At 69.3% G+C, this 17,438-nt stretch carries 20 protein-coding genes and 1 pseudogene; 8 read left to right on the plus strand and 13 right to left on the minus strand.

Annotated features, from left to right (window positions below; genetic code table 11):
* Window positions 1-3 precede the first annotated feature (3 nt).
* From BLU22_RS03070 to BLU22_RS03080, 3 genes are read right to left on the minus strand one after another with little or no spacing between them, the layout of a single operon-like run.
* Entirely contained in the window at window positions 4-693 is a 690-nt protein-coding gene (locus BLU22_RS03070) for a hypothetical protein (RefSeq protein ID WP_090212042.1), read from the minus strand.
* Window positions 693-1,328, minus strand: coding sequence for a PilN domain-containing protein (locus tag BLU22_RS03075; RefSeq protein WP_231975265.1), 636 nt, complete (start codon window positions 1,326-1,328; stop codon window positions 693-695). Before BLU22_RS03075 ends, BLU22_RS03070 begins: the two co-directional genes overlap by 1 nt.
* Window positions 1,328-2,245: an MSHA biogenesis protein MshI gene (locus BLU22_RS03080; RefSeq protein WP_231975266.1), complete on the minus strand. Its 918-nt coding sequence runs from the start codon at window positions 2,243-2,245 to the stop codon at window positions 1,328-1,330. The genes BLU22_RS03075 and BLU22_RS03080 overlap by 1 nt, the downstream gene beginning before the upstream one ends.
* Before the next feature lie 140 nt (window positions 2,246-2,385).
* Between BLU22_RS03080 and trmL the strand changes: the two genes are divergently transcribed.
* Entirely contained in the window at window positions 2,386-2,847 is a 462-nt protein-coding gene (trmL, locus tag BLU22_RS03085) for a tRNA (uridine(34)/cytosine(34)/5-carboxymethylaminomethyluridine(34)-2'-O)-methyltransferase TrmL (protein ID WP_090212043.1), read from the plus strand.
* A gap of 121 nt (window positions 2,848-2,968) precedes the next feature.
* On the opposite strand, the gene secB is transcribed toward trmL, so the two are convergent.
* Genes secB through BLU22_RS03100 form a run of 3 tightly spaced genes read right to left on the minus strand, consistent with a single transcriptional unit; the run spans window position 2,969 to window position 4,148 of the window.
* Entirely contained in the window at window positions 2,969-3,445 is a 477-nt protein-coding gene (gene secB / locus BLU22_RS03090) for a protein-export chaperone SecB (RefSeq protein WP_090212045.1), read from the minus strand.
* 30 nt (window positions 3,446-3,475) lie between these two features.
* Window positions 3,476-3,730: a glutaredoxin 3 gene (gene grxC / locus BLU22_RS03095; protein ID WP_090212046.1), complete on the minus strand. Its 255-nt coding sequence runs from the start codon at window positions 3,728-3,730 to the stop codon at window positions 3,476-3,478.
* A 1-nt stretch (window position 3,731) separates the two neighbouring features.
* Window positions 3,732-4,148: a rhodanese-like domain-containing protein gene (locus tag BLU22_RS03100; protein ID WP_090212047.1), complete on the minus strand. Its 417-nt coding sequence runs from the start codon at window positions 4,146-4,148 to the stop codon at window positions 3,732-3,734.
* Window positions 4,149-4,314: 166 nt separating this feature from the next.
* Between BLU22_RS03100 and gpmI the strand changes: the two genes are divergently transcribed.
* The 3 genes from gpmI (at window position 4,315) to BLU22_RS03115 (ending at window position 8,553) form a co-directional block, all read left to right on the plus strand.
* Window positions 4,315-5,853 carry a 2,3-bisphosphoglycerate-independent phosphoglycerate mutase gene (gene gpmI, locus BLU22_RS03105; protein WP_090212048.1) on the plus strand — a complete coding sequence of 513 codons (1,539 nt, stop codon included), beginning with the start codon at window positions 4,315-4,317 and terminating at the stop codon, window positions 5,851-5,853.
* 87 nt (window positions 5,854-5,940) lie between these two features.
* Complete coding sequence (locus BLU22_RS03110; protein WP_090212049.1) at window positions 5,941-7,203, plus strand: murein hydrolase activator EnvC family protein; 1,263 nt, start codon at window positions 5,941-5,943, stop codon at window positions 7,201-7,203.
* A gap of 45 nt (window positions 7,204-7,248) precedes the next feature.
* Window positions 7,249-8,553 carry a S41 family peptidase gene (locus tag BLU22_RS03115; protein ID WP_090212051.1) on the plus strand — a complete coding sequence of 435 codons (1,305 nt, stop codon included), beginning with the start codon at window positions 7,249-7,251 and terminating at the stop codon, window positions 8,551-8,553.
* An 85-nt stretch (window positions 8,554-8,638) separates the two neighbouring features.
* On the opposite strand, the gene BLU22_RS15450 is transcribed toward BLU22_RS03115, so the two are convergent.
* Window positions 8,639-9,139, minus strand: coding sequence for an RNA-guided endonuclease InsQ/TnpB family protein (locus BLU22_RS15450; RefSeq protein ID WP_394327545.1), 501 nt, complete (start codon window positions 9,137-9,139; stop codon window positions 8,639-8,641).
* 34 nt (window positions 9,140-9,173) lie between these two features.
* Window positions 9,174-9,515, minus strand: a pseudogene (locus BLU22_RS15455) (hypothetical protein); the annotation flags it as partial.
* An 84-nt stretch (window positions 9,516-9,599) separates the two neighbouring features.
* Here BLU22_RS15455 and BLU22_RS03125 point away from each other — a divergent pair.
* Complete coding sequence (locus BLU22_RS03125) at window positions 9,600-9,965, plus strand: recombinase family protein (protein WP_231975291.1); 366 nt, start codon at window positions 9,600-9,602, stop codon at window positions 9,963-9,965.
* A complete protein-coding gene (locus BLU22_RS03130; RefSeq protein ID WP_090212052.1) occupies window positions 9,956-11,272 on the plus strand; it encodes an RNA-guided endonuclease InsQ/TnpB family protein in 1,317 nt (438 codons plus the stop codon). The genes BLU22_RS03125 and BLU22_RS03130 overlap by 10 nt, the downstream gene beginning before the upstream one ends.
* A gap of 42 nt (window positions 11,273-11,314) precedes the next feature.
* Here BLU22_RS03130 and hisF read toward each other — a convergent pair whose 3' ends face one another.
* From hisF to hisB, 5 genes are all read right to left on the minus strand, one after another.
* Complete coding sequence (gene hisF, locus BLU22_RS03135; protein WP_090212054.1) at window positions 11,315-12,085, minus strand: imidazole glycerol phosphate synthase subunit HisF; 771 nt, start codon at window positions 12,083-12,085, stop codon at window positions 11,315-11,317.
* Window positions 12,086-12,184: 99 nt separating this feature from the next.
* Window positions 12,185-12,922: a 1-(5-phosphoribosyl)-5-[(5-phosphoribosylamino)methylideneamino]imidazole-4-carboxamide isomerase gene (gene hisA, locus BLU22_RS03140; RefSeq protein WP_090212055.1), complete on the minus strand. Its 738-nt coding sequence runs from the start codon at window positions 12,920-12,922 to the stop codon at window positions 12,185-12,187.
* A gap of 39 nt (window positions 12,923-12,961) precedes the next feature.
* Entirely contained in the window at window positions 12,962-13,222 is a 261-nt protein-coding gene (locus tag BLU22_RS03145; protein ID WP_090212056.1) for a DUF2164 domain-containing protein, read from the minus strand.
* Window positions 13,222-13,860: an imidazole glycerol phosphate synthase subunit HisH gene (hisH, locus tag BLU22_RS03150; protein WP_090212057.1), complete on the minus strand. Its 639-nt coding sequence runs from the start codon at window positions 13,858-13,860 to the stop codon at window positions 13,222-13,224. Before hisH ends, BLU22_RS03145 begins: the two co-directional genes overlap by 1 nt.
* Window positions 13,860-14,453 carry an imidazoleglycerol-phosphate dehydratase HisB gene (gene hisB / locus BLU22_RS03155; RefSeq protein WP_090212059.1) on the minus strand — a complete coding sequence of 198 codons (594 nt, stop codon included), beginning with the start codon at window positions 14,451-14,453 and terminating at the stop codon, window positions 13,860-13,862. The genes hisH and hisB overlap by 1 nt, the downstream gene beginning before the upstream one ends.
* Before the next feature lie 143 nt (window positions 14,454-14,596).
* Here hisB and BLU22_RS03160 point away from each other — a divergent pair, with 143 nt between their 5' ends.
* Together BLU22_RS03160 and BLU22_RS03165 are read left to right on the plus strand one after the other, a co-directional pair.
* Window positions 14,597-14,998 (plus strand): acetyl-CoA sensor PanZ family protein, encoded by a 402-nt coding sequence (locus BLU22_RS03160; protein ID WP_090212060.1) that lies wholly within the window; start codon window positions 14,597-14,599, stop codon window positions 14,996-14,998.
* 137 nt (window positions 14,999-15,135) lie between these two features.
* Window positions 15,136-17,367: an AsmA family protein gene (locus BLU22_RS03165; RefSeq protein ID WP_090212062.1), complete on the plus strand. Its 2,232-nt coding sequence runs from the start codon at window positions 15,136-15,138 to the stop codon at window positions 17,365-17,367.
* Window positions 17,368-17,438 lie beyond the last annotated feature (71 nt).

Here is a 17,438-nt window from a genome sequence, read left to right on the forward strand (position 1 = left end):
GACTCAGACACCGATCCACCCCGCTTCCCGGCTCAGGGTATACAGCTCGACGGTAATCCGCGCGCGGCCGGGCCCGGCCTCCTCGACGCGGTAGTCGAGGCGCTCCCAGAACAGCCGCCAGTCGCCGCCCTCGATGCTGCGCAGGTAGTCGCGCAGCTCGAAGTAGCTGCCCTCCAGGCTCAGGCGCATGCCGTGGCGATAGAGGATCGGCGCCGGCTCCACCGCCGGCGCGGCGCTGTCGGCCACCGCGCCCGCCGGGGCCGGCGCGGCGGGCAGGCGCAGCGGCTCGGAGAAGCTCTCCAGGCCCTGCAGACGCAGACCGGGGCGGCTCTGCAGCAGGTCCTGCAGCACCTTCTGCATGCGCTGCGGGTCGATCAGCGCGGCGGTTTCGCGCTGCAGGACGTTGAGGTGGCGCTCGCGCACCGCCTCGGCGGCCTGCAGCGCCTCGCGCACCGCGCGGTCGGGATCGGCGGCGGCTCGTGCGGCCAGCTCGGCGCGCGCCACGTTGGCGTCGAGCAGGCGGGCGTGGTCGGCCTGCTGCTGGCTGCGCAGCCGCTCGTGGCGCTGCGCCAGCGGATCATGGACCAGCACCAGCCAGAGCATCGCCGGCAGCAGCAGGGCCACCGCCAGGCACAGCCACTGCTCGCGCGGCGCCAGCGCCTGCCAGCGCTCGATCAGGGCACTCGCATTCATCACTGCTGCTCCTCGTCATCGTCGGTGGCGCTGGAGGACAGGCGGAAGCGCAGGGTGCCGGCCTCGTCGCGGTCCAGGTCGAAACGGGCGAACTGCCGGCCGGCGAACGCCGGGCTGCGCCCCAGGCTGTCGAGATAGCCCGGCAGCAGGGCCGGGGTCTGGCCGAAGCCCTCCAGCAGCAGTTGCCCGCCGCCCTGTTCGATGCGGATGGTGTTCAGCCAGACGCCGCGCACATGGCGCTCGGCCAGCGCATCGAGCGCCGGACTGAAGCCGGTGCTGCGCTCGCGCAGCAGCATCTGCAGGTGCTCGGTCAGTTGCAGCAGCTGGCGGTTGCTCGCCTCCAGCGCGGCCAGGCGCTGCGGCAGGCGCGGGTCGGGCTGCGGCTCGCGGAAGCTGCGCTGCGCCTCGGCCAGCGCCTCCTCGGCCTGGCCCGCCGCCTGCGCCGCGGCGGCGGCCTGCTCCTGCATGCGCGCCAGGCGCCAGTAGCTCCAGACGCCGTCGGCGGCCACCGCCAGCACCAGCAGCGCCGCGCCCAGCAGCATCTGCCAGCGTTGCGGGCGGCCGTCGCGGGCGGCGCGCTGCGGCTGGTAAAGGTTGAGGTTCTGCAGCTTCGCTGCGGAATGCTGGGCGGACATCAGAGCGCCTCCCGGCGCAACGCCGCGCCAATGGCCGGCAGGCAGCGCGCCTGATGCGGCGGAGCGAGGTCCAGCAGCGGCGAGTCGGCAAACAGCATCGCCAGGTCGAGCAGCTGCACGCGCTGCGAGAGCCGCGAGGACAGCTCCATCTGCACCAGCTCGCCGCCCAGCTCCGGCGGCAGCAGCAGCAGGCGGCCGAGATGGCCCTTGCCCATCTGGCTTTCGAAATAGTCCAGCGAGCGCTGGATTTCCAGGGCCAGCAGGCCGCTGTCCTCGCCACGGTTGTCCAGCCCGCGTTCGATGCGCCGCGCCATGTACAGGTCGGCGCCGTTCTGCACGCAGACCAGGCTGTCGCGTCCGCCGAGCTGCAGGGTGGCGAGGTTCTGTCCTTCGGCGCCGGCCAGCAGGCCGAGGTTGCGCAGCGCCAGTTCGGCGACGTCGATGCTCGCCAGGCGCAGGCCGGCGGACTCGCACAGCGCCGCCAGTTCGTTCATCCGCGTGCGCGCCAGCGCCGCGCAGTAGACCATCGGCGTGCGACCGCGAAAGGCGTCGGCGGGCAGCGCGAAGGCGTCCACCACCAGGCCGTCGACGGGCTGGCTGACCAGCTCGCGGATGCGCCAGCGCACCGCATCGCGCAGCTCGCTGTCGGCCACCTCGGGGCGCTCGACCAGCAGCATCTGGTAGTCGTTGCTGGCGGCCAGCAGGTTGACGCTCAGCCCGGCCAGCCCCTCGCGCTCGACATACTGCTGCAGGGCGCCCGGCTGCGCGTCGGCGCTCGCGGCAAGAAAGGCGCAGGACTGCAGGCGCGGCACGCCGGCCTGCCAGTGCAGGCGCGCCAGCGCCAGGCCGTCGGCCGTCGGCGCCAATCCCAGCATCCCCGCAGCGGTCGTCTTGTTCTTCTTCCAGAAAGCCAGCAAATGGCATCTCCTTGCCGGTTATCGTTGCATTGCGACCCGCTTGGCTGCGCGCCGGTCGAGCCCGTCCGCAATGGACTGCCTACCGCTCCACAAGCCGCTAAGATACGCCATCTTCGAGATTGCGCAGAGCCCCCGCCCCCATGTTCCACGTCGTCCTGTTCCAGCCGGAAATCCCGCCCAACACCGGCAACATCATTCGTCTGTGCGCCAATGCCGGCTGCCAGCTGCACCTGATCGAGCCGCTCGGCTTCGAGCTGGACGACAAACGCCTACGCCGGGCGGGACTGGATTACCACGAGTACGCGACGGTGAAACGTCACGCCAGCCTGCAAGAGTGCCTCGTCCAGCTGCCCGGCGCCAGAGTGCTGGCTCTTTCCACCAAGGCCAGCCACAGCTACGCGCAGATGCGCTACCGGCCGGGCGACGTGTTCCTGTTCGGCCCGGAAAGCCGCGGGCTGCCGGCGGAGATCCGCGACAGCCTGCCGGCCGAGCACCTGCTGCGCCTGCCGATGCGGCCCGGCTGTCGCAGCCTGAACCTGTCCAACGCGGTGGCGGTGACCGTCTACGAGGCCTGGCGCCAGCTGGACTTCGCCCTCGACTGAGGCCGCCGGCCCGGCGAGCGGCGAGTATGCCAGCCGCGCCGGCACGCGCCTTGACGCCCGTCAGCGCCGGCCCTGAAAAGCAAAAGCCTCGCATTGCGAGGCTTTTCGGCAGTGCTGCGGATCAGGCCTGGGCCTCTCCGGCCTGCATGCGCGCCAGCTCCTGGGCGTAGAGCGCATCGAAGTTCACCGGCGCCAGCATCAGCGCCGGGAAGGAACCGCGCACCACCAGGCTGTCCAGCGCCTCGCGGGCGTAGGGGAACAGCAGGTTCGGGCAGAAGGCGCCGAGGGTGTGGCTCAGCGAGGCGGCGTCCAGGCCCTTGGCGAGGAAGATCCCGGCCTGCTGGACTTCGGCGATGAACGCCACTTCCTCGCCGTTCTTCGCGGTCACCGAGAGGGTCAGCACCACTTCGTGGAAGTCGCCGCCCAGCTCCTTCTGCCGGGTGTTGAGGTCGACGCTGATCGCCGGCTGCCACTCCTGGCGGAAGACTTCCGGGGTCTTCGGCGCCTCGAAGGACAGGTCGCGCACATAGAGGCGCTGCAGGGCGAACTGCGGCTGCTCGTTCTGGGCGGCAGCGGCGTCGTTGGCGTGTTCGGTCATGTGAGCTTCCTTGTTATTCGGGAAAGGGGATCAGCCGTTGAGCAGCGCGTCGAGCTTGCCGGCGCGCTCCAGGGCATGCAGGTCGTCGCAGCCGCCGACATGGGTGGCGCCGATCCAGATCTGCGGCACCGAGGTGCGCCCGGCCTTGCGGGCCATCTCGGCGCGCACCTGGGGCTGGCCGTCGACGTTGATCTCGGTGAAGCGCACGCCCTTGCGCTCGAGCAGCTGCTTGGCGCGCATGCAGTAGGGGCAGTAGTCGCTGGAGTAGACGATCACCTCGGACATGTCACTTCACCACCGGCAGGTTGTCGCCGCGCCAGCTGGCGATGCCGCCGCTCAGCCGGGTGGCCTCGAAGCCGGCCTTCTTCAGCTTGGCGCAGACGCTGCCGGCGTGCTGGCCCATGGCGTCGATGACGATCAGGGTCTTGCCCTTGTGCTTGTCCAGTTCGGCGATGCGGCTGTCGAGCTTGTCGAAGGGGATGTTCAGCGAGCCGGTGATGTGCCCGCCGGAAAACTCCTTGTGGGCGCGCACATCGAGCAGCACCGCGGCGCCGCCGTTGATCTGCGCGGTCAGTTCGCGGCAGTTCAGGCTGCGCCCGCCGCGCCGGGCCTCGTTGGCGATCAGCAGGGCCAGCAGCACCACGAACAGGGTGCTGAGGATGTAGTGGTTGGAGACGAACTCAGTCAGCTGGGCAAGGAACATCGCAAGCATCCGGCACGGAAAAATTGGCCCGCAGTATACACAGCCCACCGGCACGGCTGAACCCGGACGAAGGCCCCGCCACGCCGCCAGCAGTCAGCCTGCCGTGACGCCCGCCGGCGCAGCCCGTAAAATGGTGGCCTTTCGTATCCAGCCACGAGTCGGACGCATGCCTGCCACGCCCAAACCCCTGGTTCTGATGATCCTCGACGGCTTCGGCCACAGCGACAGCCCGGATTACAACGCCATCTTCCACGCCCGCACCCCGGTCTGGGACCGCCTGCGCGCCAGCTGCCCGCACGGCCTGATCTCCGGCAGCGGCATGGACGTCGGCCTGCCCGACGGCCAGATGGGCAACTCCGAGGTCGGCCACATGAACCTCGGCGCCGGCCGCGTGGTGTACCAGGACTTCACCCGCGTCACCAAGGCGATCCGCGACGGCGAGTTCTTCGCCAACCCGGTGATCAACGCCGCGGTGGACCAGGCGGTGGCCGCCGGCAAGGCGGTGCACATCCTCGGCCTGCTCTCCGACGGCGGCGTGCACAGCCACCAGGAGCACATCGCCGCGATGGTCGAGTCGGCGGCCCGCCGCGGCGCCGAACACATCTACCTGCACGCCTTCCTCGACGGCCGCGACACCCCGCCGAAGAGCGCCACCCCCTCCATCGAGCTGCTCGACGCCACCTTCGCCAAGCTCGGCAAGGGCCGCATCGCCAGCCTGACCGGCCGCTACTTCGCCATGGACCGCGACAACCGCTGGGATCGCGTCGAGCAGGCCTACAAGCTGATCGTCGACGGCGAGGGCGAGTTCGCCGCCGCCAGCGCCGTCGAGGGCTTGGAAGCCGCCTACGCACGCGGCGAGAGCGACGAGTTCGTCAAGGCCACCACCGTCGGCGCGCCGGTGAAGGTGGAAGATGGCGATTGCGTGGTGTTCATGAACTTCCGCGCCGACCGCGCCCGCGAGCTGACCCGCGCCTTCGTCGAGGGCGACGAGTTCGCCGGCTTCCAGCGCGCGCGCGTGCCGCAGCTGGCCGGCTTCGTCATGCTCACCCAGTACGCGGCGAGCATCCCGGCGCCCTGCGCCTTCCCGCCGGCCTCGCTGGACAACGTGCTGGGCGAGTACCTGGCGAAGAACGGCAAGACCCAGCTGCGCATCGCCGAGACCGAGAAGTACGCCCACGTCACCTTCTTCTTCTCCGGCGGGCGCGAGGAGCCGTTCGCGGGCGAGGAGCGCATCCTCATCCCCTCGCCGAACGTCGCCACCTACGACCTCAAGCCGGAGATGAGCGCGCCGGAGGTCACCGACCGCATCGTCGAGGCCATCGAGCAGCAGCGCTACGACGTCATCGTGGTCAACTATGCCAACGGCGACATGGTCGGCCACACCGGCGTGTTCGACGCGGCGGTCAAAGCGGTGGAATGCCTGGATACCTGCATCGGCCGCATCGCCGCGGCGCTCGACCAGGTCGGCGGCGAGGCGCTGATCACCGCCGACCACGGCAACGTCGAGCAGATGGAAGACGAGTGCACCGGCCAGGCGCACACCGCGCACACCTGCGAGCCGGTGCCTTTCCTCTATTACGGCCAGCGCGCGCTGCGCATCCGCGAAGGCGGCGTGCTCGCCGACGTGGCGCCGACCATGCTGCGCCTGCTGGACCTGCCGATTCCGCCCGAGATGACCGGCACGCCGCTGGTCGAGCTGCAGTGAGGATCGCGCCCCGGCCATGGCCGGGGCGTTCTTTTTGCCGGACTGCGGATGCATACTAGGCCGCTCCCGAACCGGAACCCCGCCGCCATGCTGCGTACCCTCCTGCTAGCCCTGCTCGTCTGCTGCCTCGCGCCGGCCCACGCCGATGAGCGCGCCGACGCCCAGCGCCAGCTGGAAGCCGCGCAGAAGGACATCGCCGAACTGCAGAAGCTGCTCGGCACCCTGCAGCAGGAGAAGTCCGGCATCCAGAAGCAGCTACAGGGCAGCGAGCGCGAGATGGGCGAGCTGCAGAAGCAGATCGACGCCCTGGAGCGCCAGCTGCAGGAAGGCGAAAGCGACATCCAGCGCCTGGACGAGGGGAAAAAAAAACTCCAGAGCCAGCGCGCTGAACAGCAGCAGCTGATCGCCCTGCAGATCCGCGCCGCCTACCAGAGCGGGCGCCAGGAATACCTCAAGCTGCTGCTCAACCAACAGCAGCCCGAACAGTTCGCCCGCAACCTCACCTACCACGACTACCTGAGCCGCGCGCGCAGCGCGCAGCTGGCCACCTACAACGCCACCCTGCAGCAGCTGCACGCCGTCGAGGCCGAGCTGGCCACCCGCCACGCGCTGCTCTCCGGCCAGCAGGTCGAGCTGCAGGAGCGCCGCGCCGCGCTGGACAAGGCGCGCGACGAGCACCGCAGCGTGCTGGCCCGCCTCAACGGCGAGCTGGGCGAGGGCGACCGCAAGCTCAAGGCGCGCCAGCAGGAACAGGCGCGCCTGGACGAGCTGCTCAAGACCATCGAGGCCACCCTCGCCCGCCAGGCGCGCGAAGCCGAGCAGCGCCGTCTGGCCGAACAGCGCGCCCGCGAACAGGCCGAGCAGCGCCGCCTGGCGGCCAGCGCCGGCCCCGCCGCGAGCAAGGCTGCCGGCCCGCAGGTGTCCAGCGCCGTGCCCAGTCCCGGCGGCCCCTTCGCCCAGGCCCGCGGCAAGCTGCCCTGGCCGGTGGACGGTCGCCTGCTGGCGCGCTTCGGCACGCCGCGCAGCGATTCGCGGCTGAAGTGGGACGGCGTGCTGATCGGCGCCCCCGCCGGCACCCGGGTGCGCGCCATCCACGACGGCCGCGTGGTGTTCGCCGACTGGCTGCGCGGCGCCGGCCTGCTGCTGATCGTCGACCACGGCGGCGGCTACCTCAGCCTCTACGGCCACAACCAGAGCCTGCTCAAGGGCGCCGGCGAGCGGGTGCGGGCCGGCGAGGCCATCGCCACCGTCGGCAACAGCGGCGGACAGGACAGTCCCGCGCTGTACTTCGCCATCCGCCAGCAGGGCCAGCCCAGCGATCCGCTGCGCTGGTGCAGTACCCAGGGCTAGAACGCGCCTGTCGCCGCGTCCGCCCCATCCACTCAGGAGTCCTTCATGTCGTCGCGTTTCCCTCTCTCCGCCCTGGCCCTGTCCCTTGCCCTGCTCGGCGGCGCGCCGCTGGCGCAGGCCAGCGAAACGCCCGAGGCCGGCACCGCCGCCCGCGGCACCCTGCCGCTCGACGAGCTGCGCACCTTCGCCGAGGTGCTCGACCGCATCAAGACCGCCTACGTCGAGCCGATCGACGACAAGACCCTGCTGGAAAACGCCATCAAGGGCATGCTCAGCAACCTCGACCCGCACTCCGCCTACCTGGAGCCGGAAGCCTTCCAAGAGCTGCAGGAAAGCACCAGCGGCGAGTTCGGCGGCCTCGGCATCGAGGTCGGCCAGGAAGACGGCATGATCAAGGTGATCTCGCCGATCGACGACACCCCGGCGGCGCGCGCCGGCATCGAGGCGGGCGATCTGATCAGCCGCATCGACGGCCAGCCGACCAAGGGCTGGACCCTGCTGCAGGCGGTGGACAAGATGCGCGGCAAGCCCGGCAGCAAGATCACCCTGACCCTGATCCGCGAAGGCGGCAAGCCGTTCGACGTGCAGCTGGAGCGTGCGGTGATCAAAGTGCGCAGCGTGAGGAGCGAGCTGCTCGACAAGAGCTACGGCTACCTGCGCATCACCCAGTTCCAGATCGACACCGGCAAGGAGGTCGGCAAGGCGCTGGCCAAGCTGCGCAAGGACAACGGCGGCAAGCTCGACGGCCTGGTGCTCGACCTGCGCAACAACCCCGGCGGCGTGCTGCAGTCGGCGGTCGAGGTGGCCGACCATTTCCTCGCCAAGGGCCTGATCGTCTACACCCAGGGGCGCATCGCCAACTCCGAGCTGCGCTTCTCCGCCGACCCGGCCGACGCCAGCGCCGGCGTGCCGGTGGTGGTGCTGATCAACGGCGGCAGCGCCTCGGCGGCGGAAATCGTCGCCGGCGCCCTGCAGGACCACAAGCGCGCCGTGCTGATGGGCACCGACAGCTTCGGCAAGGGCTCGGTGCAGACCGTGCTGCCGCTGACCAACGACCGCGCCCTGAAGCTGACCACCGCGCTCTACTACACCCCCAACGGCCGCTCGATCCAGGCCCAGGGCATCGAGCCGGACATCGTCGTCGAACGCGCACGCCTGACCCGCGACCAGGCGGCCAGCGGACCGATCAAGGAAGCCGACCTGCCCGGCCACCTGGGCAACGGCAACGGCGGCGCGGACAAGCCGAGCAACGCCAAGAACGTCCCCGCCGGCAAGCCCCAGGACGACGACTACCAGCTGGCCCAGGCCCTCAACCTGCTCAAGGGCCTGAACATCACCCGCCGGCCGTGAGTCCGTGGTCGGGTTAGCCGCAACGCGGCGTAACCCGACCCACGCCGGTCGCGACTCCCTCCAGTTCCATTAGACCTATCCAAAACTACCCATAGGTAGCTTTGGCGCTAACTTCCTGCTTCGCCGGGGGCGGCTTCGCCTTGGCGTTGCCGCCAGGGCCAGCGCCTTTCCCTCCACAGGCAGACACCGTGGAACTCACGGCGTCATGCTTCAAGTTGATGGCAGCGTTACCATCCCGGTCATGTGAGGTCTGGCATGCCGGGCATGTCCAACCGCGCACCAACAGCGGCAGGCTCTCCAATACATACCCGCAGCACGAACAGGTCTTGCTCTGGCAAACCAGCAATCCGCCACCACCACCTCGCTGCCGCACAGGTCGCTCTTGTAGCCGAGCTGGCGGCGGAACTCGAAGAACCCCATGCCCACAATCGAGCGGGGCCAGACGGCGATTCTTCAGCATGCCAGACACATTCAAGTCCTCGATCCCGATCACCGGGCAGCGGCGCGTCAGGCTCGTGGTGAGCGGGTGCAGGGCATCCTGGCGAATGTTGGCGATCCGGGCGTATAAGTCTGGCCAGCCGGACACGGGCCTTCTTGCTGTTGGCCGAGCCCTTCTGCTTGCGACTCAGGCTGCGGGACAGTCGGCGCAGGCGCTTGAGCAGGCGGGTATGGGCTTTCGGCCCGGCGATCACCTCACCGGTCGAGAGCGTGGCCAGCGCAGCCCCCCCCCCCAGATCCACACCGACCGCGCTTTGGTTTTCGGCTTTGGGCAAGTGGGACAGGTCCTGGGTGTCCACAGTAATGCTGGCGAACCAGCGGTCAGCCACGCGACTGATCGTCGCCGAGAGGATCTTGCCGGTGAAGCGCAACGTCTCTCGCGTCCGCCCCCAGCCAAGGTTGGGGATGCGGATGCGGCAGCCGTCGCCAGCAATCGTCGCTGCTACACTAAACGCCAGATCCATGCGCTCCTGGGGCTGTAGCTACCCGTCCGTGCGGTACGACAGGTCGCATATTGCCGGGTCTCCAGCACAGCGCAGCGGCCGGACCTGGCCAACCAGCGTCGGGGGCTCGAGAAGTTCGTCGTTGCTCGAGGGCTCGCCGGCGGCTTGAACTTCAAGCGCAAGAAGTTTCTCGCCCTGATGGACTCGATCGGTCGCGGCGAGGTCAAGGTCTTGATCCTCGCACACCGTGACCGACTGGCCCGATTCGGCTTTGACTGGTTCGAGCATTACGCGCAATCGAATGGCTGTGAAGTCTTGGTACTCAACCAGGAACGCCTGTCTCCCGAACAGGAGATGGTTCAAGATCTGATGACCATCACGCATAGTTTCTCGGCCCGGCTTTGCGGGCTGAGAAACTACCGCAAGAAGCTGGATGCAGCGCTCAAGGAAGCGGAGCCGCCATGCACCTGACCCACAAGATCGCCTTGCGCCCAACTGCCGCCCAAGTGGACTACTTCGTGCGTGCCTGCGGCACGGCGCGCAGGGTGTGGAACTGGGCGCTCGACGAGTGGGTCAAGCAGCATGCCGCCGGTGGCAAACCCAATGCGATGGCGCTGAAGAAGCAGTTCAATGCGATCAAGTACGACCTCTATCCCTGGCTCAAGGACATCCATCGGGATGCCCATGCCCAGCCATTTGCTCACCTGGGCAAGGCCTGGTCTACGTTCTTCGCGGACATCAAGGCCGGGCGGCGAGCGCATGAACCGCGCTTCAAGAAAAAGGGTCGCTGCCGCGACAGCTTCTACGTCGCCAACGACAAGTTCAGCCTGGACGGCAAGCAGATTCGTTTACCGAAGATCGGCGCCGTGGCGATGACCGAGGCGCTGCACTTCGAGGGCAAGGTTCTCGGCGCGACCGTGTCGCGCAGCGCCGAGCGCTGGTTTGTCGCCATCCAGGTCGATGTGCCGGAGCATCAGGCACTACGCCCGCGTGCGGGTCACGGCGTGGTCGGCGTCGACCTGGGGATCAAGGCGGCAGCCATCACCTCGGCCGGCGATGCCTTCGAAGCCCCCCGGCCGCTGAAGGCCGCCCTGCGTCGACTGAAGATCCGCAGTCGACGGCTCAGCCGTCAGCTGGAAGCGGCCAAGGCCGCCGCCGGCTTTGCCCCGGGCGCCCGGCTGCCCAAGGGCACCCGCCTTCCAGTCTCGAACAACCGGCGCAAGTCCACTGCGACCTTGGCACGGCTGCACCATCGTATTGCCAATATCAGAGTGGATTTCACTCACAAGCTCACCACGAAGCTCTGCCGCGAAAACCAAGCGGTAGTGATCGAAGATCTGAACGTCAAGGGCATGTTGGCCAACGACCGGCTGTCCCGCGCGATCAGCGATGTGGGCTTTGGGCTGTTCCGCCAGCAGATGGCCTACAAGGCGCAACGCTACGGCGTGCGCCTTGTGGTAGCGGATCGCTGGTATCCCAGCAGCCGGCTCTGTTCGGCCTGCGGCTGGAAAAACGAGGCACTGACGCTGAAAGACCGGGAGTGGACGTGCGCCGACTGCGGCACACGCCACGACCGTGACTTCAACGCTGCGTGCAACCTGAAGCGGCTCGCAACCGAAACTGCGCTACCCGTGGCAAGACCGTCCGGCAACGGCGGCGCTACGGCGGGGGAGGTCCCCGCCGTAGCCGGGAAAGTGACGCCTGTCAGAGACGAATGCGGCCAACAAGGCGCGTCGGGGCAGGAAGAAAGGCGTGAATATCTTTGTTCACCTTTTTGATAGCAGCCACTGGCTCCCGTCTTCATTCCCGGCAGCAGCGCCTCAACGCACCACGATGCCGCGGCTGGCCAGGTAGGCCTTGGCCTCGGGCACGGTGTACTCGCCGAAGTGGAAGATGCTCGCTGCCAGCACCGCGTCGGCCTTGCCTTCGAGAATGCCGGCCGCCAGGTGCTCCAGATTGCCGACACCGCCGGAGGCGATCACCGGAATGCCCACTGCCTCGCTGATGGCGCGGGTCACGCCCAGATCGTAGCCGCTCTTCACCCCGTCCTGATCCATGCTGGTCAGCAGGATCTCGCCGGCGCCGTAGTCTTCCATCTTCTTCGCCCAGGCCACGGCGTCGAGGCCGGTGGGCTTGCGCCCGCCGTGGGTGAAGATTTCCCAGCGGCCCGGCTCGCCGGGGGCGGAAACCTTCTTGGCGTCGATGGCCACCACGATGCACTGCGAGCCGAAGCGCTCGGCGGCCTCGCGGACGAACTCGGGGGTGAACACCGCGGCGGTGTTGATCGACACCTTGTCGGCGCCGGCGTTGAGCAGGTTGCGGATGTCCTGCACGGTGCGCACGCCGCCGCCGACGGTCAGCGGGATGAACACCTGGCTGGCCATGCGCTCGACGGTGTGCAGGGTGGTGTCGCGGCCATCGGAGCTGGCGGTGATGTCGAGGAAGGTGATCTCGTCGGCGCCCTGCTCGTCGTAGCGGCGGGCGATCTCCACCGGGTCGCCGGCGTCGCGGATGTTCTCGAACTGGACGCCCTTGACCACGCGGCCGTTGTCCACGTCGAGGCAGGGAATGATGCGTTTGGCGAGGGCCATGACAATCTCTCTCGTAGGGTGGACAACCGCGCAGCGTTGTCCACCGAGTCACCGGGTTGACGGTGGACAAGCAGAGCGTTGTCCACCCTACGGCTCACATCAGCCTTTGAAGCTATCGCACAGCGCCTGGGCTTCGGCCACGTCGAGGGTGCCCTCGTAGATGGCGCGGCCGGTAATAGCGCCGACGATGCCGGCGTTGCGGGTGTCGAGCAGCTTGCGGATGTCGCCGAGGTTGTGGATGCCGCCGGAGGCAATCACCGGGATGCAGCTGGCGTTGGCCAGGGCCACGGTGGCCTCGACGTTGCAGCCCTGCATCATGCCGTCCTTGGCGATGTCGGTGTAGACGATCGCCGAGACGCCGTCGGCCTCGAAGCGCTTGGCCAGGTCGGAGGCCTGCACGCTGGAGACTTCCGCCCAGCCGTCGGTGGCGACGAAGCCGTCCTTGGCGTCCAGGCCGACGATCACCTTGCCGGGGAACGCCTTGCAGGCCTCGGCGACGAATTCCGGCTGCTTGACCGCCTTGGTGCCGATGATCACGTAGCTGACCCCGGCGCGCACGTAGTGCTCGATGGTTTCCAGCGAGCGGATGCCGCCGCCGATCTGGATCGGCAGGTTCGGGTAGCGCGCGGCGATGGCGGTGACCACCTCGCCGTTGACCGGCTGGCCCTCGAAGGCGCCGTTGAGGTCGACCAGGTGCAGGCGGCGGCAGCCGGCCTCGACCCACTTGGCGGCCATCGCCACCGGGTCGTCGGAAAACACCGTGGCGTCGTCCATCAGGCCCTGACGCAGGCGCACGCAGGCGCCGTCCTTCAGATCGATTGCGGGGATGATCAGCATTGCTCGAACCTGTTCAAGTCGGTTGGAATCGGTGACGGGTCAGCTCTTTTCGAGCGCCCACAAGTCGCTCTCGATGCTCTCGAACCTGTCTTTCAGGTGCGCCTGCACATCGAGGATCGCCTTGTTGTAGAAGTACGGGGCAATGTCGCGAGCGAACAGATCCAGCAGCTCCTGGGCTTCGAAGGCGCCCAGTTCCAGCTCGAAACGCTCGGCCAGGAAGTCCTTGAGGATCTGCTGCGCCGCCTGCTCCTGCGCGCGGTCCAGCGCGAGGAGCGGCGCCTTGCCCTTGGCCCGGCTCATTACCGGCGGCCGTCCCAGCTCACGAAGTTCTGCAGCAGCTGCAGGCCGTGGCTGTGGCTCTTCTCCGGGTGGAACTGCACGGCGAAGCGCGAGCCGTCGGCCAGCGCGGCGGCGAAGTCCTTGCCGTAGTGGCCGCGCCCGGCCACCTGCGCCGGGTTGCCGGCCTCGATGTAGTAGCTGTGCACGAAGTAGAAGCGCCCGCGGTCGGGGATCTCGTGCCACAGCGGGTGGTCGAGGCTCTGCTCGACCTCGTTCCAGCCCATGTGCGGCACCTTGAGCTGCTCGCCATCCTCGACCATGTCCTTGCCGAAGAAACGCACCTGGCCTGGGAACAGGCCGATGCAGTCGACCCCGCCGTTCTCCTCGCTGCGCTCGAGCAGCGCCTGCATGCCGACGCAGATGCCGAGGAACGGGCGGTCGGCGCTGACCTCGCGCACCAGCTCGTCGAAGCCCAGGCGACGGATCTCGGCCATGCAGTCGCGGATCGCACCGACGCCGGGGAACACCACGCGGTCGGCCTCGCGGATGGTCTGCGCGTCGCTGGTCACCAGCACCCGGCCGGCGCCGACGTGCTCCAGCGCCTTGGCCACCGAGTGCAGGTTGCCCATGCCGTAGTCGATGACGGCGACGGTCTGCATCACAGGCACCCTTTGGTGGAGGGCATCTGCCCGGCCATCCGCGGGTCCTCGGTCAGCGCCATGCGCAGGGCGCGGCCGAAGGCCTTGAACACCGTCTCGATCTGGTGGTGGGTGTTGGTGCCGCGCAGGGTATCGATGTGCAGGGTCACCAGGGCGTGGTTGACGAAGCCCTGGAAGAACTCCTGGAACAGGTCGACGTCGAAGCCGCCGACCGTGGCGCGGGTGTAGGGCACATGCATGGTCAGGCCGGGACGGCCGGAGAAGTCGATCACCACGCGCGACAGCGCCTCGTCCAGCGGCACGTAGGAGTGGCCGTAGCGGACGATGCCCTTCTTGTCGCCGATGGCCTTGGCGAAGGCCTGGCCGAGGGTGATGCCGACGTCCTCCACGGTGTGGTGGTCGTCGATGTGCAGGTCGCCCTTGCACTCGATGTCCAGGTCGATCAGCCCGTGGCGGGCGATCTGGTCGAGCATGTGCTCGAGGAAGGGTACACCGATGTCGAATCGGGCCTTGCCGGTGCCATCCAGGTTGATGGAAACCTTGACCTGGGTTTCCAGGGTGTTGCGCTCGACGGACGCCTTGCGTTCGGCCATTGCCAGCTCCACAGAATCACGGGGCGAATTGAGGCGCCATTATAGGCCGCAGCCGCCCCTACGGGCTACCGACGCGCCCGGCGCGCAGGGCTGCGCGCAAAGGCATACAATCGCCGTCTGCCTTTCACCGCCCGGAGCCCGCCATGCCCGTCATCGTCGAAGCCGTCACCCAGCCCAGCGCGCAGGATCGTCTCGACCTGGAGAAAATCTACGCCGACGCCCCGGCCTGGCTGCTGACGCCCCATGCCGATGCGCAGGCGCTGATCGACGCCGGCCTGGCCGGCGGCCGACTGATCGCCGGGCGCTTCAACGACCGCCTGCTCGGCGCCGCCTGGCTGGAGCCGGGCAGCGATGGCTGGCGACTCTCGCACCTGTGCGTGCGCAAGATCACCCGCGGGCGCGGCGTGGCCGCCCGACTGGTCGCCGCCGCCCGCCAGCAGGCCGAGAGCGCCGGCGCGCCGCTGCGCCTGCTGGCGCCGGCGCAGCAGCTGGAAGTCCAGGCCTGGGCGAAGCGCCTGGCCCTGCCGCTGGACGAGCAGCACTGACATCCGCCGCGCCGCCGCGCAGGGCCGCCACCTGAGACGCCAGGCGCGGAACACCGGCGCGGCCTGTCGGTCATAGGCGGGCCGCGGCCCGATATACTCCAGGGCCGGTTTCCGCCCCGCACAAGGATCGCTCCCCGATGAAAAACCTCGGCAAGCTGCTCGGCGCCCTGCTGCTCGGTCTGTTCCTGCTGCTGATCGCGCTGGGCGTGGCCGTCACCCAGTTCTTCGACCCCAACGACTACAAGGCCGAGATCCGTCAGCTGGCCCGCGACCGCGCCGGCCTGGAGCTGGACCTGCGCGGCCCGCTCGGCTGGAGCCTGTTCCCCTGGCTCGGCCTGCAGATCCACGACGCCAGCTTGGCGCGCAGCGAGCGTCCCGACCAGCCGTTCGCCGAGGTCGACATGCTGGGCCTGGCGGTGCGGGTGCTGCCGCTGCTGCGCCGCGAGGTGGAGATGAGCGACATCCGCATCGACGGCCTGCGCCTCGACCTGCAGCGCGACGCCCAGGGTCGCGGCAACTGGGAAGGCCTCGGTCGCCCGGCCGCAGCGCAGCCCGGCGCCGCGGCCGCGCCGGCCGGCGAAAACGCCGCCAGCGCCGCCGCCACCGAGGCGAACAGCGACAGCCGCGCCCCAGCGCTGCGCCTGAACATCGACAGCCTGGCGCTGAGCAACGCGCGCATCGACTACCGCGACGCCGCCGGCAACCGCCGGTTCAGCCTCGAAGGCATCGACCTGCGCAGCGGCGCGATCCGCGAAGGCGCGGCGATCCCGCTGCGGATCAGCGGCTTCTTCGCCAGCAACCAGCCGCTGCTGCGCGCCCGCGCCGAGCTGCTCGGCCAGCTGCGCTTCGACCGCGCCCTGCAGCGCTACCAGCTGGAGGAGGCGCGCCTGCAGGGCGACATCTCCGGCCAACCGCTGGCCAACCGGACCCTGAACTTCGACGCCCAAGGCGACCTGCTGGTCGACCTAGCCGCCCAGGTCGCCGAATGGAACGCCCTCAAGCTGCGCGCCAACCAGCTCGACGCCCTCGGCGAGCTGAAGCTGCGCGAACTGGACCGCGCGCCCAAGCTCGAAGGCGGCCTGTCGCTCGCCGAATTCGACCTGCGCGCCTTTCTCGAAGGCATCGGCCAGGAGCTGCCGGCGATGGCCGACCCCGGCACCCTGCGCCGCGCCGCGCTGGTCGCCCGGCTCAGCGGCACGGCCGACAGCCTGAGCCTCGACGACCTCAAGCTGCAGCTCGACGACAGCCGCATCGAGGGCCGTCTGGCGCTCGACGACTTCGCCCGGCAGCGCCTGCGCGCCCAGCTCAAGGGCGACCGCCTCGATCTGGACCGCTACCTGGCGCCGCCGGCCAAACCGGACGCCGCCGCCCGCAGCCGCCAGGCGCAGGTCGCCGATAGCCTGCAGCGCCCCGGCGAGGGCAGCACACCGCTGCCGGAGGCGCCGGCCGAGGCGGTCTGGAGCCGCGCGGCGCTGCTGCCGCTGGAGCGCTTGCGCAGCCTGGACGCCGAACTCGACCTGCAGTTCGCCCACCTGACCCTGCGCCAGCTGCCGCTGGAAGACACCCGCCTGCGCCTGCGCGCCGCCGGCGGCCAGCTGCACCTCGAACGCCTCGACGGCACGCTGTTCGACGGTCGCTTCGCCTTCGCCGGCAGCCTCGACGCGCGCGGCGAGCAGCCGCTGCTGCAGCTGCGCCCGGAGCTTGAAGGGCTGCCGCTGGAGCGCCTGCTGCAGGCCTTCAAACCCGAGCAGCCGGCGCCGCTGCGCGGCAACCTGCAGCTGCAGGCCGACCTGCAGGCGCGCGGCAACAGCGAGCAGGCGCTGATCGACAGCCTCGCCGGCAGCGCCAGTTTCGCGCTCGACAACGGCGTGCTGCCCGACGCCAACCTCGAACAGCAGCTGTGCCGCGGCATCGCCCTGCTCAACCGCAAGGTGCCGAGCAGCGACTTCGCCGCGCGCGACACCGCACTGCGCGAGCTGAGCGGCAGCCTGCAACTGCAGGACGGCGTGGCCCGCAACCGCGACCTGCGCGCGCGCATCCCGGGTCTAGCGGTCAACGGCCAGGGCGACGTCGACCTGCGCGTGCTCGGCCTCGACTATCGCCTCGGCGTGGTCATCGAGGGCGATGCCCGCGAGATGCCCGACCCGGCCTGCCAGGTCAGCGCCCGCTACGTCGGCCTGGAATGGCCGCTGCGCTGCCGCGGTCCGCTGGAGCTGGGCGCGCGCGCCTGCCGCCTCGATCAGGACGGACTGGGCAAGATCGCCGCCCGTCTGGCCGGCGAGAAGCTCAGCGAAAAGCTCGACGAGAAACTCGGCGACAAGGTCAGTCCGGAGCTCAAGGACGCGCTGCGCGGCCTGTTCCAGCGCTGAGCCGCGCCACCCCGGGGACGAATTCGGCCGCCGCTCCCTGTAGCATGGCGGCCGAACCCCTTCCGCCTCCC

It is taken from the genome of Pseudomonas guangdongensis (assembly GCF_900105885.1).
GTDB classification, from domain to species: domain Bacteria; phylum Pseudomonadota; class Gammaproteobacteria; order Pseudomonadales; family Pseudomonadaceae; genus Geopseudomonas; species Geopseudomonas guangdongensis.